The organism is Haloarchaeobius baliensis (genome assembly GCF_052060055.1).
Classification (GTDB): Archaea; Halobacteriota; Halobacteria; order Halobacteriales; family Natrialbaceae; genus Haloarchaeobius; species Haloarchaeobius baliensis.
Window position 1 is genome coordinate 150,415 of sequence record NZ_JBPPFR010000001.1, and the last position, 17,511, is coordinate 167,925.

At 67.4% G+C, this 17,511-nt stretch carries 13 protein-coding genes; 1 reads left to right on the plus strand and 12 read right to left on the minus strand.

The window, feature by feature from the left end; translation table 11 throughout:
• Positions 1-214 precede the first annotated feature (214 nt).
• The 11 genes from ACSG06_RS00745 to ACSG06_RS00795 form a co-directional block, all read right to left on the minus strand.
• Positions 215-631 (minus strand): helix-turn-helix domain-containing protein, encoded by a 417-nt coding sequence (locus ACSG06_RS00745; protein WP_440988347.1) that lies wholly within the window; start codon positions 629-631, stop codon positions 215-217.
• Positions 632-1,091: 460 nt separating this feature from the next.
• The gene (locus ACSG06_RS00750; protein ID WP_440988348.1) at positions 1,092-1,541 is read right to left on the minus strand and encodes a universal stress protein; all 450 of its coding nucleotides are present in this window, start codon (positions 1,539-1,541) and stop codon (positions 1,092-1,094) included.
• A gap of 105 nt (positions 1,542-1,646) precedes the next feature.
• Positions 1,647-1,991, minus strand: coding sequence for a hypothetical protein (locus tag ACSG06_RS00755; protein ID WP_440988349.1), 345 nt, complete (start codon positions 1,989-1,991; stop codon positions 1,647-1,649).
• A 121-nt stretch (positions 1,992-2,112) separates the two neighbouring features.
• Positions 2,113-4,317: an ABC transporter ATP-binding protein gene (locus ACSG06_RS00760; RefSeq protein WP_440988350.1), complete on the minus strand. Its 2,205-nt coding sequence runs from the start codon at positions 4,315-4,317 to the stop codon at positions 2,113-2,115.
• On the minus strand, positions 4,318-5,334 hold the full coding sequence (locus tag ACSG06_RS00765) for an ABC transporter permease (RefSeq protein WP_440988351.1): 1,017 nt from the start codon (positions 5,332-5,334) through the stop codon (positions 4,318-4,320). It abuts the gene before it with no gap.
• Positions 5,324-6,322 (minus strand): ABC transporter permease, encoded by a 999-nt coding sequence (locus ACSG06_RS00770; RefSeq protein ID WP_440988352.1) that lies wholly within the window; start codon positions 6,320-6,322, stop codon positions 5,324-5,326. Before ACSG06_RS00770 ends, ACSG06_RS00765 begins: the two co-directional genes overlap by 11 nt.
• 39 nt (positions 6,323-6,361) lie before the next feature.
• On the minus strand, positions 6,362-8,149 hold the full coding sequence (locus ACSG06_RS00775; protein WP_440988353.1) for an ABC transporter substrate-binding protein: 1,788 nt from the start codon (positions 8,147-8,149) through the stop codon (positions 6,362-6,364).
• 134 nt (positions 8,150-8,283) lie between these two features.
• Positions 8,284-10,530: a glycoside hydrolase family 3 N-terminal domain-containing protein gene (locus ACSG06_RS00780; RefSeq protein ID WP_440988354.1), complete on the minus strand. Its 2,247-nt coding sequence runs from the start codon at positions 10,528-10,530 to the stop codon at positions 8,284-8,286.
• Positions 10,531-10,552: 22 nt separating this feature from the next.
• Positions 10,553-12,298 carry a CRTAC1 family protein gene (locus tag ACSG06_RS00785; RefSeq protein ID WP_440988355.1) on the minus strand — a complete coding sequence of 582 codons (1,746 nt, stop codon included), beginning with the start codon at positions 12,296-12,298 and terminating at the stop codon, positions 10,553-10,555.
• Complete coding sequence (locus ACSG06_RS00790; protein WP_440988356.1) at positions 12,295-13,599, minus strand: DUF7405 family protein; 1,305 nt, start codon at positions 13,597-13,599, stop codon at positions 12,295-12,297. The genes ACSG06_RS00785 and ACSG06_RS00790 overlap by 4 nt, the downstream gene beginning before the upstream one ends.
• Before the next feature lie 92 nt (positions 13,600-13,691).
• Positions 13,692-13,925, minus strand: coding sequence for a hypothetical protein (locus tag ACSG06_RS00795; protein ID WP_440988357.1), 234 nt, complete (start codon positions 13,923-13,925; stop codon positions 13,692-13,694).
• 393 nt (positions 13,926-14,318) lie between these two features.
• On the opposite strand from ACSG06_RS00795, the gene ACSG06_RS00800 reads away from it, so the two are divergent.
• Entirely contained in the window at positions 14,319-15,395 is a 1,077-nt protein-coding gene (locus tag ACSG06_RS00800) for a TrmB family transcriptional regulator (RefSeq protein WP_440988358.1), read from the plus strand.
• Between the two features lie 146 nt (positions 15,396-15,541).
• On the opposite strand, the gene ACSG06_RS00805 is transcribed toward ACSG06_RS00800, so the two are convergent.
• Positions 15,542-17,500 carry an archaea-specific SMC-related protein gene (locus tag ACSG06_RS00805; RefSeq protein ID WP_440988359.1) on the minus strand — a complete coding sequence of 653 codons (1,959 nt, stop codon included), beginning with the start codon at positions 17,498-17,500 and terminating at the stop codon, positions 15,542-15,544.
• Positions 17,501-17,511: the final 11 nt, after the last annotated feature.

Sequence of the window (17,511 nt, forward strand, 5' to 3'; positions counted from 1 at the left end):
ACGGGCCGTCCCTCGAGCTGGCGTCCGGGGCCTCCCGTTCACGGCCGCCGAGCTGTCAACGCCACGTGGGTGGCGCCCTGTTTGATAGTAATAATTGTAATCTCGGTGCGTCCGACGAGCGACCGTCCTCGGTAGAACCTCGCTTCGGAACGACGTCTCGGTCCTGCCTGCCGACCCTCGCCTCACTGCCGTGATTGTTGAAATTGGAACGCAGTCAGGTGGCGTCCGTCAGGAAGGCCCGCGAAACGTGGGCCGCGGAGTAGTCGACTCCGAACTCGTCGGCGATCCGGTCGCGCAGCAGCGCTGCCGTCCAGTCGTCGACAGTGTCGCCCGGGTCCGGTGGTTCCCGGAGCCACGTCGCGACCGTCGCCCGCTGCTCCTCGGTGAGCTTCGACGGCCTCCCCGGCCTGGGTTCGTCCGTGAGCGCGGCCGCGACCGGCTCGCCCTCGAACCGGTCGAGCCAGTAGTAGACGGTGGACTGTGGAATCCCGTACCGGCTGGCGATCGTCTCCACCCCGACACCGTCTTTGTACGCCAGACCGACCATCAGTCGCTTCGCCGCCTTCGCCGTCTCAGCAGTCGCCAGTTCGGCCCTGAGGTGGCCGGCGTCGACGTCCTCGAGCTTGGTCATCAGCGGTGAGACACGCCCTCGACGTTCTAAATACTTTTGTCATGGATTGGTTCGACCACTTCCCTCGAACACGTCCTGTCGACGTCGGGATGGCTGCCAGGCTCGGTGCCGCCACGGGTGGCGACGGGACCAACCAAATATTTATAACTATTGTACGAATTGATAGACATGGCTCCTGGCAGTGAGCCGACTGCAAAGTCATGCCACCAACTGCTTTCTGCGACAGGTGCGACTGACCGCCGGAGACGACGGACCGCTGTCGTCCGGTCCGGGGTGTCCGCCCCAGCGACCAGCGAGCCGTCGACTTCCTCGTCGGACACGCTCCGGTGGCGGCCTCGCCGGGGACCAGTTCGCTCCCAGCGGCTCCTGATCTCGGCGGTCCGTCCTCCCACACCGACGTGCCAGCCCCGTCCCTGCTGGGTCGGTCCGTCTCTCGGCACGCGTCGGTCGACGTGGCGGGTCAGTACGTGGCAAGTGTGACGTACCCGTCGAACCCCAGGATGACCTCCTGGGCGACGTCCCCGAACAGTGCTTTCCCCGTCGGCGACCGCTCCGCCCCCAGCAGGAACGCGTGGTCGCAGTCGTGCTCGCTCGCGACCGAGAGCACCGTCTCCGCCGGGTCGTCGGTCGCCCTGCCGACGACGGTCACGTCCACCGGATCCGGGATGGAGTCACCGACGTACGACCGGACGTCCGCACCCGCGCCGTCGAGGATGCTATCGGGGTCGTAGTTCGCCTGTTCGACGCGCCCGATCGACTCCAGGGCTGCCGCGTCCGCCTCGAAGTCCGACTGGCTCATCGTGTGCAACAACACCAGCCCGGCGTCGGCGCCGACGGCGTGCTCGGCCGCTTCTGCGACGAGCGCCCTGTGGTCGTCACTCTCCTCGACGAGAACGAGTCCTCGTTCCATGCTCCACACGAACACGCGATTCCCCGATAAAGCCTTGGTTGGCCTCTCGACCGGCGAGTCTCCGGCCGAGACCAGCCAGTCCGCGACGCGGGGTCGTCCGGTGGCTCACTCCCGGCCCTGGGCTTCGAGGATGTCGACGAACCGGTCGGCGAACTCGACGGTTCGCGTCGGGAGTCCGTACCGCTCGGTGCGCATGTCGAAGTCGCGGACCTCCGCGACCAGTTCGGGCGTCAGCGGGAGCGAGGTCACGGCGTCGCGGACGTCGATCTCGAGCTCCCCGTCGTCGGCATCGAGCCACGGCTGCGTGCGTTGTCTCTCGTCGTACTCGATGACGTAGGTCTGGCTGCCGACGGCGGCGACGACGTCGTCGAGCGACCCGATCTCGACTCGATCCTCGTCGGCGACGACGTACAGCGTCCCGTCTACACAGTCGGGTTCGTACCGCTTCATGCACGTACGACCGGGTCACGCACTTATCAATATGTGGGCTCGGGCTCACGACGGGAGGAGCCACCGGGCGGCCAGCCGCTGCTGGTGTGGCCCCCACCGCCGTCGAAGCAAGCGTGCCTCGTCAGTCGTCGCCCGGGGTCTGGTCGGTGATCGGGTCGCTGTCCCAGTAGTCGTGCGCCGGGTCCTCGCGGAAGCACGCCACCTTCCCGTCGGCGTCCTCCAGCGAGTCCAGCGACGGGGTGTCCTTCCGGCAGGCCTCGCGAGCCTCCGGACAGCGGGTGTGGAACCGACACCCGCTCGGCGGGTCGACGGGGTCCGGCACGTCGATCTCGCGGACCGGTGGGTCCGACGCCTCCATGGACTCCAGGTCGAGCGACGGCGTCGCCCACCGGAGCACCTCCGTGTAGGGATGCCGTGGGTCGTGGATGAGTCGTTCGGCGGACCCGATCTCGACGATCTCTCCGAGGTACATCACGGCGATGCGGCCGTCCCCGTGCTCGGCGAAGTAGCGGGCGTTCGAGAGGTCGTGCGAGATGAACAGGAACGAGGTGCCGAACTCGGACTGGAGCTCGAGCATCAGGTCCATGATGCCGATGCGGAGCGAGACGTCGACGGCGCTGATCGCCTCGTCGGCCAGGATGGCGTCCGGGTCCATCAGGAGCGCTCTGGCGAGCGCGACGCGTTGCTGTTCGCCCCCCGAGAGCTGGTGGGGATACCGATGCATGAAGTCGCTCGCCGGCGTCATTCCGACGCGTTCGAGCAGCGACTTGATGCGCGTCCGTCGCTCGACCCGGTCGATGTTCGTGTGCGTGTGTTTCAGCGGTTCCGAGAGGATGTCGACGATGCGCCGGTTCGGGTTCAGCGCACTCCCCGGGTCCTGGTGGATGATCTGGAGCGCCGACCTGATATCGTAGAATCGACGGTCCTCGTTCCCGGCTTTCGCCTCCCAGATATCGGTCCCCCGGTACTCGATGCTGCCGCCGGTCGGCCGTTGCAGCCCGATCATCGTCTTCCCGAGCGTCGTCTTCCCGCAGCCACTCTCCCCGAGGAGACAGATCAGGTCCTCCTCCTCGATGTCGAGCGAGACGCCATCGACGGCACGGACGACGTCCGGCTCGGTCCGGAACCGCTCGATGAGGCCCTGGTCCTCCTCGAAGTGGACCTCGACGTCGTCGAGCGAGAGGAGCGCTCCGTCGTCGCCGCCGGCGCTGGCTCCGTCGCTCGCCGCCGAGCGGCCGGCTGGCTCCGGAGCGCCGACGGCCTCGTCGGCGTCGACGCCGAAGTTCAACGGGATCTCCTCGCGTGCCTCGGCCTTGTGGTGGCAGGCCGCGCGGTGACCACTCCCCGCGGAGACGTCGTCGAGCGTCGGCACGTCCGTCCGGCATTCCTCCGTCGCGAGGTCGCAGCGTGGATGGAAGCGACAGCCGTCCGGGACGTTCACGGGTGCCGGGCCCTCGCCCGGGATCGGCTGCATCTCTGCGAGCGGCGCGTCGATGTTCGGTGTCGCGTTCAGCAGCGCTCGCGTGTACGGATGCGCCGAGTCGCCGACGATCTGCTCGCGCGGTCCGATCTCGGCAAACTCGAACGCGTAGATGATCGCCATCCGGTCCGCGAGCGACGCGACCAGCGGCAGGTCGTGCGTGATGAAGACGATGGTGAGGTCGTACTCGGACTGCAGGGTCTCGAGCAGCTGGAGGATCGACCGCTGCATCAGGAGGTCCAGCGCCGCCGTCGGCTCGTCCATCACCAGCACCTCGGGGTCGAGCACCATGCTCAGCGCGATGAGCGCGCGCTGTTGCATCCCGCCGGAGAGCTCGTGAGGGTACGCGTCCAGGACGCGCTCGGGCTCCAGGTAGAGGTCCTCGAGGAGTCGACGGGCGAACGTCATCCCCTCGCCGACGTGCCTGTCGTGGCTCTTGAGGGTCTCCTTGAAGTGCGCGCCGACCGTCATCGTCGGGTTGAACGAACTCATCGCGCCCTGGAAGACCATCGAGATCTCCTCCCAGCGGAACTGGCGGAGTTCCTCGTCGTCGAGCTCGAGGATGTCGACGGACGAGCCGTCCGCACGGTTGTACGTGATGTCCCCGGTGAGCCGACCGGGATCCGGAACGGCGTCGAGGAGCGCGGACGCGAACATCGACTTGCCGCTCCCGCTCTCCCCGACGATACCGAGGACCTCGTCGCGCTCGACGTCGACGTTCACGTCGTTGAGGACGTACGTCTCGCCCTCGTTGTACGTGACGTTCGTGTCGCGGACCTCGAGGATGGGGTCGTCTCTCCCGTCGTTCCAGTCTGCTGCGTCTGCCGTCGTGGGTTCTGTCGCCATCTAGTACACCTCCGTCGTCGTCGTGTTCGCTTCCTCGTCGACGGACTCGGACTCGCCGGTGAGTCGCGTCCGAACGCGCGGGTTGAAGATGCGGTCCATCCCCTGACTGACGAGGATGAGGCCGAACGACAGCCCGACGATCGCGATGACCGGAACGAGGAACCAGTGCAGTGCCGCGTCGGTGAACAGCGCGCCCTGGTGGTACGCGTTGTTCAACGTCACGCCCCAGTTCTGGCCCGTGTACGGGAGGACACCGATGAAGTACAGGCCGACGGAGGCGAAGATCGTGTACCGCGCTGCCAGCACGAAGTTCACCATCACGTACGGCATCAGGTTCGGCATGATGTCCTTGAAGATGATGCGTGGCGTGCTCGTCCCCATCGTCCGGGACGCCTCGACGTAGTTCTCCTCGCGGATGGAGAGGACCTGGGACCGGATGGACCGGCCGAGGCCAGCCCAGTAGTTGATCGTCAGGACGACGCCGAGGAAGATGGGGTTCTTCGGGCTGAGCGTGATGGCGAGCACGATGACCAGCGGGAGTCCCGGAATCGCCATGAAGAAGTCCGAGATCCCCATGATGACCGAGTCGACGCGCCCGCCTTTGTAGCCGGAGACGGTGCCGACGACGACGGCGACGCTCGTCGCCCACACGCCACCCGCCGTGATCATCAGGAGGATGAACGGCGTGGAATCGATGATGAGCGCGAGCAGGTCGACGCCGGACCGGGTCGTCCCCAGCGGGTACGTCCAGTTCACGAACGGCGCCAGGAGCCGTTCGGCCTGGCTCGGTTCGGGGTCCCTGTAGAGGCCGAACACGTCGACGACCGCCATGAGCGCGTACACACCGAGGATGAAGATGCCGACCCTGGTGCGTCGGTCCGCCCACGCGATGACGATGGGCTCGCGGACGTACCGCCGGTACCGTTCGGCGATGCGTTCCCGGACCCCGGTCTCGACCGACGTGGACTCGGACTGCCAGTCGACGCCGTCGGACGACGAATCGGTCTCAGTAGCCATCGGTCTCACCCACACTGACGCGTGGATCGATCAGGCCGTACGTCATGTCCGCGATGTAGACGGAGACCACGAGCGTCGCCGTGATGACGAGGAAACACCCCATCATCAGCGGGTAGTCGTTCGCGTTCACCGCGGAGATGAGGTAGTCCCCGAGCCCGGGATACGTGAAGATCTCCTCGAGGATGACGGTCCCGCCGAGCCGGAACCCGATGAGGAGCAGGAGGCTGGTGTACATCGGGAGGATGGCGTTGCTCGCGACGTACCGTGTCGCGATCCGGGTGTCCGAGAGCCCGCGGAGGCGCGCGACCTCGACGTACTCCTGACCGAGCACCTGGATGCCGTTCCCGCGCATGTTCAGCGCCATCGCCCCGATTCCCCCGATGGTGAACGTCCCGACCGGGAGTACCGCGTGCCTGAGCACGCTCACGTAGTAGTCGAGGCCGACCGCCGGGTCGAGGGAGCGTGCGTGCGCGCCGCTGGTCGGGAACCAGCCCTGTTTGAACCCGAGCACGAACAGCAGGAGCACGGCGAAGATGTAGTACGGCACGGACATCAGGAGGATGGAGCCGCTGGAGACGAGCTTGTCGAACGTCGACCCCTCCCAGTACGCCTGTATCGCGCCGACGAACACGCCGAGGACGAACATCAGGACAGTCGACGTCACGACCAGGAAGATCGTCCACGGCAGTGCCCGCGCCAGCACGTCCATCACGGGTTCGTTCATCGAGATGGACTGCCCGAGGTCGAGCTGCAGGACGCCGACCATGTAGTCGACGTACTGGACGTACAGTGGGGCATCCGGGCGGATGTTCTGCAGCGCCTCGATGCGGGCGTTCACCTGTTCGGCGGGCATCCCCTGCCGAGCGAGCTGCACGCGCAGCTGCGTGTACGGCCCCCCGGGCAGCAGCCGGATGAGTCCGAACGTCAGGGACGCGACGGCCAGGATGGTCAGGGGGATGCGCGCTGTCCGCCTGAGGTAGTAGTTCATGTGTGTCTCTCTGTAGCAGTGTTGGTCACGATTGTAAGATTACCCATTGTACTGGAGGTCACCCTGGTGGGTCCACCAGTGCTGCGGCCACTTGACGCCGTACGTGGCGTCGCCCTCGGAGGACGTGGTCCACTCGTCGTCGGTGACCCACGACTGGTCGAACTTCGTGACCAGACTGAGGAACGGCAGCTCGATGTGATTGTGCCACGCGGCTCGCTTGGCGTGCGGCATCGCGTCCTCGTTCGAGGACTGCTGGGCGATCATCTCCGCGGTCTCCAGCGGCGTCAGCGTCATCTCGCCGCCGTCCGGGCCGGGGATGGTCTGCTCGCTCCGCGCTTTCGACTCGTAGTTGTGGCCGTCACTGATGTCGGTGCCCTTGAGCTGGTACTGGAGCGGGAAGTACGGGAACGCAGAGCGCGCGCCACCGGGCAGCCAGTAGAACGCACCGAGCTTGAAGTTGCTCTCACTGTACCTGCCGAAGAGGTCGTTCGTCGGCGTCGTCGAGATGGTGATGTCGAACCCGAAGTCGTTGAGCTGACTGACGGCGGTCTGAGTCTGCGTGACCCAGTCCGTCCACCCCGCCGGGGTGAGGTACTCGGCTTCGACCGGGTTCCCGTCGCTGTCCGTCCAGGTGCCGTTCTGTCTGGAGAACCCTGCCTCTTCGAGGATGGCGGCGGCCTCGTCGGTCTGGCTGGAGTCGACGCCGTAGTCCTCGAACTGGTCGTACCAGTCGCCGAGCCAGGTCTCCTGGTCTCCCGAGGCGATACCGCAGGGGATGGGTGCCGGGGTCTTCGTCCGCGGGCCCGCGTTGTCCACGAGCGCCTGCCGGTCGACGACGTGTGCGACCGCCTGCCGGACGGCGCGCTGCCCGAAGTGCTCGTCGTCGTGGTTGAACACCATGCCGTACCCCCACTTCGCGGGCAGGCGGACCTCCTGGACGTTGTCGGCGAACTGATCGGCGGTCTCCGGCGGCGTGAACAGGCTGATCGCGGCGTCGACCTGCCGTCCGGTGAGCAGCGCCTGGTGCTGGGCGCTGTTCCCGCCGTAGGCCTTCAGGATGTGCGTCTCGAAGTTGACGTTCTCCGCGTTGTAGAACTCCTCGTTGCGCGTGAGCTCGATCGCCTGCCGGTCCTTGTTGTCGAACTTGAACGGACCGCTGGCGACGGGGTCCTCCCACGCCCACTGGAGGAACTCCGCGGCTTCAGCGTCGAGGAACTGCTCGTGGGTGTCCTTCTTCACGTCGACGCGGTAGTTCGTGAGTTCGAACTTGATTATCTGGGGGTTGGTGTCGCCGGTGAGGGCGAGTTCTGCGGTCTTCTCGTCGACGATCTCGTAGCCGTCGATGTACCCGAACAGCGAGTTGCCGGTCTTCTCCGCGAGCTGGAGCTGGACGTCGAGGTCGTCGGTGGTCCAGTCGTCGCCGTTGCTCCACGTGAGGTCGTCGCGGAACGCGAGCGTGACCGTCCCGTCCTCGACGGTGACGTCCGAGAGCGCGCCCATGACGAACTCGTCGGTGCTGAACGAGTACTGCATGAACGGCGCGAAGATGCCCTCCCCCGCGTGCCAGGTGTAGTTCTGGTTCGCGAACGAGTTGAAGTGCATGTCCGTCGGGTCCCCGTTGAACGCGGTCGTGTACGTCGCGTCCGCGACGTCGATCCCGTCGTCCCCCCCGGTGCTGGTGCCGTCTTCCTCACCGTCTCCGGGCGAGTCCCCGGAGCTGGAAGAACAGCCTGCGATGGTCGTCAGTCCCGTTGCTGCCGTGGCTGCGAGCAAGCTCCGGCGGGTGAGGTAGTCCTCGAAGCCCGCCTGGTCGCTATCGCGTGGCATGACATCAAAACCCATCAATACTACACTATATAAAGGTATTGGAACTATTTAGGTAGGAATCCGGTAAACTGCCGCCTGACGGGCGCTACGCACCGCTCTCGCAGTCGGGTTGCTGCGCTGTCTGCCAGACCTGCTTACGACGTGGTCGGGGACCCGCCGTCCGACCCGACCCGGACCGTCGCCGACTCGTCGCCGACGTAGACGTGGTACGTCCCGGGTTCGACGACGTGGCCACCTCGTGGGCGATGGTAGCCGAACGCGGACACCGGAACGGAGACGGTTCGCTCCACGGACTCTCCCGCGTCGAGCGTCGCACGCTCGAATCCGACGAGCGTCCGCCTCGGGCGAACGTGCTCGCTCCGCTCCGGTCGGGCGAACACCTGGATGGTCTCGGTGCCCGCCCGCTCGCCGTCGTTCGAGAGCGTCACCGTGACGTCGACGCGCGCACCGTCGTCGCCCGTCCGCCGCGTTGCATCGACGTCGCCGTACTCGAACGCCGTGTAGCTGAGACCGTGCCCGAACGCGTACAGCGGGTCGTACGAATCCGGATGCTCGTCCGCCCCGATGGGGCACGGATGTGCGAGCGCATCGTGGTTCTGCGGGACGTCGCCCATCGACCTGGGCACGGAGACCGGCAGCCGGCCGCTGGGGTCGTTCTCGCCGAGGAGCGTCTCCGCGATCGCCGCCCCACCCTCGCTTCCCGGGTAGTACGCCAGCAGCAGCGCGGGGACGTGCTCGGCCATCCAGTCGACGATGAGCGGGCGTCCGGTGACGAGCACGCCGACGACCGGCGTCCCGGTCTCGTGGACGCGCTCGACGAGTTCGCGCTGGGCGTCCGGCAGGTGGAGGTCGGCGCGTGTCGGCCACTCGCCGGTCTCGACGCCCGCCAGCTCCGAGGGCCCGAACTCGTGGATGTACCAGCCTTCGCCGACGGCGAGCACGGCGACGTCCGCCTCGGCGGCCTTCTCGACGGCCGCGTCCACGTCGAGCTGGTCGGTGCGCGTCGCACCCTGCTCGTAGGTGACGTCGCCGTCGACGCGAGCCGACAGCGCCTCCCGGATCGTGTCGCCGGGAACGTCGGCGGGGTCGGCGACGCTCCACCCGCCGAGTTGCGCGACGAGGTCGTCGGCGTTCGGGCCGCCGACGAACACGTCCTCGTCACCCGACAGCGGCAGGAGGCCGTCGTTCTCCAGGAGCGTCATCGACTCGCGAGCGACCTCCAGCGCACGCTCGCGGTGCGCCGGCCGGCCGACGGTCTCCGTGGCCGCCTCGAGCTCGACGAACGGGTCCTCGAACAGCCCGAGTTCGAACTTCACCCGGAGGACGCGTCGAACGCTCTCGTCGATGGTCGATTCGTCGAGCTCCCCCGACTCGACGAGGTCGACGAGCTGCTCGACGGCCTCGACGCCGCCGACGGACTCGACGTCCAGCCCCGCCGCCCGGGACTGGCGGATGCCGTCGCGGCGGTCCCTCGCGGTCAGGTGGTCCTCGTTGAGGTGTTCGACGCCACCCCAGTCCGAGACGACGTGTCCGTCGAACCCGTACTCCCCGCGGAGCAGGTCGTCGAGATACGTCGCGGAGCCGTGGACGGGTTCGCCGTTGATGGAGTTGTACGACGGCATCACGGACTCGACGCCCGCGTCGAGGGCGGCCTCGAACGGCGGGAGGAACGTGTTCCGGAGCTTGTACTCGGAGACGTCGACGGGCGAGGCGTCCTCCCCGCGCTCGGGCTCGCTGTAGGCCGGGAAGTGCTTCGCCGTCGCGACGACGGCGTCCCGGTCGTCGAGCCCCTCGCCCTGGTAGCCCCGGACCTTCGCGGCGGCCATCTCCGCGCACAGCCGTGGGCTCTCGCCGAACGACTCGAAGACGCGCCCCCAGCGCGGGTCGCGGGCGACGTCGCACGTCGGCGAGTAGGTCTGGTGTGCGCCCACACGACGCGTCTCGACGGCGGTCACCGCCGCGCCGGCCTCGACGAGCGACGGGTCCCAGGTCGCTGCGGCCCCGAGTCCGTTCGGGAACACGGTCGCCCCGGCGACGTAGGCGTTCCCGTGGATGGCGTCGACGTTCAACAGGACCGGGATGCCCAGTTCGGTCTCCTCGGTGGCGACGGTCTGGATGCGTTCGGCAGCGGCGACCGTCTCCTCGATTGATGTCGCGTTCGCGCCCGCCCACCCGAACAGCGCGGCGACCCCGATGTGGTGGTCCGCGACCGCGCGTTCGGCGTCCGCGAGCTCGTTCATCTCGCCGAGCTTCCCCGACCATGTGCCGACGAGCTGGCCCACCTTCTGTGGGACGGACATCCGGCCGAGGAGGTCCTCGACGCGTTCCGCAGTCGCGAGCGACGGCTGTCGATACGGCTCAGCCGCTGATTCTGGCTGCATAACTCACCCCGACGAGAGTCTCTTATAAATAGCTTCGTATCACGAAACCGACTCCTTCGTCGGTCGGCCCCGCCGCTTCCGAGCGGTTCCCCCGGTCCTCGCGCGGCGTCCACGTGCCGACGACCTCGAGGCCGTCCTTCGAGAGACGGACGCGTCGGTTCGCCGGGACGTCCTCGAACGTCCGCCGCGTCCCGTCGGGGAACGTCACGGTCAGGTCGACCGACTCCCGGCCGCCGAGGCCGACGTGGGTGACGCGGCTCTCCTGGGAGAGGAAGTCCGACCGTATCGTCTGCTGGACGACCGTCTCCCGGCCGCCCGCCTCGGCGACGATCGTCGCCCCGTACGCGGTCGCTCCGGCCTCATCGACGACGCGGACGGCGACGCTGTTCGCGGCCGCCCCCGTGTTCTCGTACAGCGCCAGCTCGCCGTCGGACGGTGCGACGACGACGTCGAGGTCGCCGTCCCGGTCGTAGTCCAGCGTCACGAGGCCACGGCCGTCGTGCTCGCGGAACCCGCGCTCGCTCGCGTCGAGCGTCCGGAACGCGTCGCCCTCGCGCTCGTACACCATCGGCAGCGTGTAGTGTGGGTCGTCGCTGTCGATGCGCGCGACGTACTGGGTCGCGTGGATCAGGTCCCGGTCGCCGTCGTTGTCGAGGTCGGCGGCGCTCGCCGCCCACCCCCAGCCGCCCTCGCGGACGCCGTAGGCCACCGCGACGTCCGCGAATCCGCCGGTGCCGTCGTTCAGCATGAGGGTGTTGCCCTCCGTGCGCCCGGACTGGAGCACGTTCCCGAACAGGAGCCTGAGACGCTCGGAGCGCTCCTCGTCCTCGACCTCGGAGAGCGGGAGGTAGATGTTCGTCGTGAACACGTCCGGTGCGCCGTCGCCGTTCGCGTCGAAGACCTCCGAGGCCATCCCGTTCCGCGAGGTGTTCCCGTCGAGCTGGTTCTCGACGAACCCGCCGTCACCGTCGTTGACGTAGACGACGTCCGTGTTGTAGTCGTTCGCCACGTGCACGTCCGGCAGGCCGTCGTCGTTCACGTCGACGAAGCTCGCCGCCAGACTCCATCGCGTCGCCGCGGCCAGCCCCGAGTCCTCGACGCGCTCGAAGCCGTCCCGGGTGTTCTCGTAGAGCACGTTCGGATTGCCGTTGTCCTCGGCGATGGTCTGGTTCAGCGCGAAGTACCCCTCGGGTTTGCGGTCGACCCAGTCGCCGGACTGGTAGACGAGGAGGTCCAGGTCGCCGTCGCCGTCGTAGTCGTCCGCGGTCGCCCCCATCGGGTACGCGAGTGCGTCGAACACGACTCCGGACCGCTCGAACGAGCCCCCGTCGTTGTGCCACAGGACGGGCGCGGCGTGCGAGCGCAGCAGGAGCAGGTCCGCCCAGCCGTCGCCGTCGTAGTCGAGGAAGAGCGCACCCTTCACCGTCCCGTTCACCGACGTGAACGCTCGCTGGCGTTCGAACTCGCCGCCGGCGTTCCGGAACAGGACCGGCTGCTCGCCGCCGACCGCGAGGACGTCCTCCCAGCCGTCGCGGTCAACGTCGGCCACGTAGACGCCGTCGTTCCCGTTGCCCGCGCCACCGCCATCCGTCCGGTACTGGAGCCCGACGGCGTCGGCGCGTTCCTCGAACTGGATGCTGGTCTCCGGCCCGGCCGCGCTGCCGTCGAGCACGGCGTACCCGGTGCCCGCGACGAGCAGGCAACCGACGGCCAGCGCGAGTACCGCCCACCCGCGAGCGCTGCTGGGGAGGACTGCGGACGCGGTCATCGCTCGCTCGGGAGTGCGCGCCGCTCCCGTGGCGGTACGAGATACGTGCTCCGGGACAGTGTGCCGAGGTAGTCGACGATCCCGTGCCGGTCGTCGGGGACGTCGACGTCGTACTCGTCGACCTGCATCGCCTTCCGGACCGCCACGAACTCCGCGATGTCGGTCTGTACCGACGAGAAGTTGAACCCCGACCCACCGACGACGTCGGTGGCGACGCCCTCCGACCGACGGAGGATCCGCGGCCGGAACTCGTCGTCGCGCGCCGACGCGACCTTCTGTGCGTGCCCGACGATGCCGTGTTCGTCCGCGAGCTCGGCCAGGTTCTCGACGTTCGACTCGGTGACCCCGCTGTGGGCGCCCAGTCGGTCGCCGGTCTCGCCGACGTCCTCGGCGTCGTGGGCCGGACAGTACATCTCCCGGCGGCGCTGGTCGTGCGGTTGGTCGTACCACGCCTCGAGGTCGGTCCGGATGCGGGACACGCAGAGCGTCGTCCCGCCCGCGAACGGCCCCGAGGTGAACGTGACGCGATCCTCGTCGGGCAGGCTGTTGTCGAACCCGGCGCGGAACCCCATCGAGAGCGGCGCCTCCGCCGGCACGGACTCGTTCTCCAGTTCCATCGCCGGCCGACCCTCGCCGGAGATCCCCGTCCGGCGCTCGACGACCGAGAACGACTCCGACAGCCGGGCATCGACGGCGACGCCGTTCAGCTCGGCTCGCTCGCCGAACATCGCCTCCTCGGCCGCGAGCAGGATGGAGGCGTAGTCGCTGTCCAGCAGGAGGAGCGCGTCGAAGTCGGCGGCGAGCGAGGGGTCCTCGTCGAGCGCCTCGAGCACCGACTCCGGCGGTTGCAGGCCGTCGACGTCGATGCCGACCCGGTCGAGGTAGCGGGGGGCGTACCCGAGCATGAACAGCAGCCCGTTGTTCACGCTCCCGCTGGTATCAGACCCGCTTCCCCACTGGAACGCGCGTTCGAGCGTCCGCAGCGCCGACTCGACGTGGTCGCGGTCGGCCGCCGTCGGCGGCACGTCCCCCTCGTACCGGAGTCCGAGGAGCAACTGGTGCTGGCTCTGCGTCGTCGTCCCGTGGGCGCCTCGCACGAGGTAGTCGTCCCACCTGTGCTGTCCGTCCGGTAACGTACTCGGGTCGTCCACGCCCCGCGGGTACGTCGGGGCGTCGGTCGTCGCGTCGTCCGGGGCTCGCTCGGCGTCCATGCAGGCTGCGAGCGCACTCGACCCACCGATGGCGAGCGCTGCACGCACCATGGACCGCCGCGAGAGCCCACGAGAACCGTTCGCGGGCATACGCCACCACCTACCACAGTACTATACAAAACTGTTTCCACGGGGACCTGTCCCACGACGAGGCGTCCGCGGCCAGACGCCCTCGGCGGCGGCTACTCGTCCATCTCGCGCTTCGTGCAGTACCGGAACGCGACCCCGAAGAACGCCATGGCGCCACCGACGAGGACGACGTCGAGAACGAGGATGGGGTAGCTGTCGTCGCCGGGCCCGACGTAGAGCGCGGAGAGCCCGAGGAGCAGCGCCATCGCGACCATGAGGGCGAACAGCGGCTTCATCCGGTGGCGCTGCGCGCAGACGAGATCCAGGAGCCACGACGTCATCGACATGCCCCAGAGGTGGCAGAGGAGTGTAAAGAAGCTAGTGGTCGTGCACGACTGCTCGACGGTGGAACCGATGCCTGCTCGTCACTCCGACCGGCCACGCGAGGGGGCTCTCCCGACTCGCCGAGTCGCGCAAAGCCGGTTTTCGAGGTCGTCCGAGGCGAGGGCACCGTTTTCGGGACGGGAACCAGCCACCGTCGAAGCTTCCCCACCGATGTCTTGTAGGGGTCCAAAAGCGAATCGAACGTGAATTCTCCCCGCTGCAGTCTCGTTGTTCCGGGGCGAAGCATACGAAAGAAAGTAACTACACGGTCCGTATAGTTCGGCGGGAGCTCGTGGTGGGTTTCGGCTGGGTGGTACCCCCAATGACTATGTTTCCTACTCTGCGTCTATTGGGACATGGAGACCGAAGACGTCCGGGATGCCCTCGAACGCGCCGGCCTGACCGAGTACCAGGCCGACGCGTACCTCACGCTCCTCAAGCTGGGTATCGCGCCGGCCGTCGACGTCGCGAAGCATTCCACGGTCCCGGTTGCGCAGGTCTACAAGGTACTCGACGACCTCGAGGAGCGGGGCTACGTCGAGACCATCGACCGCGAGCAGCTGCACGCCCGACCGAGCGACCCGGTGAACGTCCTCAACGAACTGCGGTCGTACCGCGATGTCCTCGACGCCGCCGACGAGATAGAGGAACGCTGGAAGGAACCGTACGAGGAGGACTACCAGATGAGCGTCGTCAAGCACCAGTCGACGATCCACGAACGGGTGCGGACGTCGCTCTCCGACGCCGAGAACGCCATCGAGCTCGCGGCGACCATCGAGCAGACCGAAGCGCTCCTCCCCGTCCTCCGGGACGCCCACGAGGACGGCATCCTCATCCGCCTCTCCGTGTACAACGACGACGATTCGACCGCGGTCGACGAGGAACTGTCGCTGGACGGCGTCGCGATGGAGGTCCGGGAGTGCGAGATCCCCGGACCGTTCCTCGCCGTCGTCGACCGGACGCACACGTTCTTCGCACCGAACGACCGCAGTCGGAATCCCTACGGCGTCATCATCAACGACGACATCCTCTCGTTCATCTTCCACTGGTACTTCCAGACGTGCCTGTGGGCGGTCCAGCGACAGGTGTACACGGCCCGCGACGGACCGCTGCCGTACATCAGCATCGAGGAGTTCATCCAGGACTTCGTGGAGCTCTGGCGCGACGGCGTCCGCATCGAGGTGGTGGCGACCGGCTGGGACAACGACGAGAACCGGGTACGGACCGTCGACGGCAGCGTGACCGATATCTGGTACGGGCGCCGCCCGGGTACCGACGGGCGACCGTCGCTCGAGGAACTCGCCGGTATCGCGACCATCGAACTCGACCGGGGCGAGGACGCCTACACCATCGGCGGGTGGGGAGCAGTGTTCGAGAACATGGAGGTGTACGAGCTGGTCGTGACGAACATCTCCTTCGACGGACTGCAGTAACACCCTCGCGACCAGGATGTGTTACAGCACTATCGCTGTAACTCACTTCGTCCGGAAGGTGTTACGCTCCTATGTCCGTAACACCATCTCTGTACTCACGAGGGACCGAGTAGAGCGCCGCACCTCGAGGACAGTTCGGGTTCCGGTCAGATCTCGGTGACGACCGGATACTCGTCGTCCGTCGCGGCCGCGTCCTCCGGGAGCAACGCCGCCACGAGGTAGTCCGGATACGACTCGAAGTGGCGGATCAGGCGCGCTATCCGGTCCGAATCGATGGCCTCCACCGAGTCAAGGAGCATGAACGGCACCTCCTCGTGGACGTCGTGCACGAGGTAGCCCGCCAGCGCGAACACCAGCCCGGTGACCTCGCGTTCGCTCTCGCTGAGGTGCCCGAGCTCGTCCTCGTAGGCCGCACCGTCCTCGGACTCGCGGACGATGTGGAGTGCGAACATTGACGCCTCCTCGGCCCGGCGCCCCTGTTCACCCTCGCCGTCCACCCGCTCGATCCAGATCCGCGCCAGGTTCTCGTACTCCAGCGCCGACAGCACCGTCTCCATGTGCTCGTTGAACGCCGCCACCGCCTCCGACTCGATCTGGTCGATGCGCGTGCGCAGGTCCGTCAACCGCGACGTGACCTCCGCACGTCGCTCGCGCAACTCCGCACGTCGCTCCAGCTCCGCCTCCATCGTCTCGATCTCCTCGACGACCTCCCGACGCTCCCGCTCCAGCTGGTTCAGGTCGACCTCCAGCTGGTTGGCCTCCTTGTGCAGCGTCAGCACCGTGTCGTCGTTCTGGGTCTGCATCGCCTCGACGGTCTCCTCGATCTCCGCGATCTCCTCCTCCAGCGTTTCGCGGCGGTCGACGAGTTCCTCGATCCGTTCCTCACGGGAGTCGATCCTGGCTTCGGTCTCGTGGAGCCGCCGCTTCACCTGCTCGCGCTGGCGTTGCTTCTCCTCGAACTCGATGCGTCGTTCGGACAGCTCGTCGATGCGGTCGTCGAGGTCGCCACTCGCCTGGAGCTTCGACTGCCGCAGCTCCCTGAGCCGTTCGAGCGTCGCCTCGACGTGCTCCCGGTCCGCCTCCCGGCCACAGGTCCAGCACATCACCGACTCCGATGGCTCGACGAGCTCGTCGGTGACGTTCCCCGACCCCTCGCGCGCCGACGACTCGACGAGGTCTTCGAGGACGCTCTCACCCGCGCCCTCCAGCTGATCCTCGTTGAACTGGATGACGCGCTGGAGCGCGTTCAACTCCGACTGCAGCGACTGCTTCTCCGCGCGGAGATCGTCTATCTGTGCGTCGATCTCCTCGATCTCGCCCGCCGGCGAATCCGGGAGTTCGGACTCGGCTGTCGTCAGTTCGTCGTGGTCAGCCTGCAACGAATCCAGACTCTCCCGCTGGGCCCGTAACTCCTGGCGGACGCTCTCGAGGTCCGACCGGACGTCGCCCAGCTCCGACATCTTCTCGTCGACCGCTCGCTGCTGGCTCCTCGACTCGTCGACCGTCGCCTCCGCGTCCGCCAGCTCCTCGCGTTTGGCTGCCAGCTCCGCTTCGGTCTCTTCGATGCGGTCGGTCAACGTCGCGCGCTCCCCCTCCAGCTTCGGGAGCCGTTGCTGGACCGCCGCCAGTTCCTCCAGCTCCTCGTCGACCCGGAGCTTCTCCTCCTCGGAGGACTCTATCTCGCGCTTGATCGCCGTCGTGTCCACCGGCCGCATGATGATCTCCCGGAGGTCCTGCTCGGTCAGGACTGCCGTTCGTGTCTCGTTCGTCGTGAGCAGGAACGCGAACAGGTCCGCGAGCTCCGGGTCGTCGAGGTAGGGCTCGCCGTCCAGCACGACGCTCCCGTTCACGCGCCGCACCCGTCGCGTGTACGTCTCGCCATCGATATCCAGCTCCACGGAGCCCTCGTCGGCGTCTCGCTTCAGGGAGACGTCGTCGCTCCCGAGTGCAGCCATGATCGCACGAAGCAGCGACGTCCGATTCGTCGCGTTCCGGCCCGAAAGCACGTTCACGCCCCGTTCGAACGTCACCGTCGTCTCGGAGATACCGCCGATGTTCTCGACGGAGAGACGTACTGGCTGTTCCTGCTGCGAAGACTGACTCATACCTCACAACA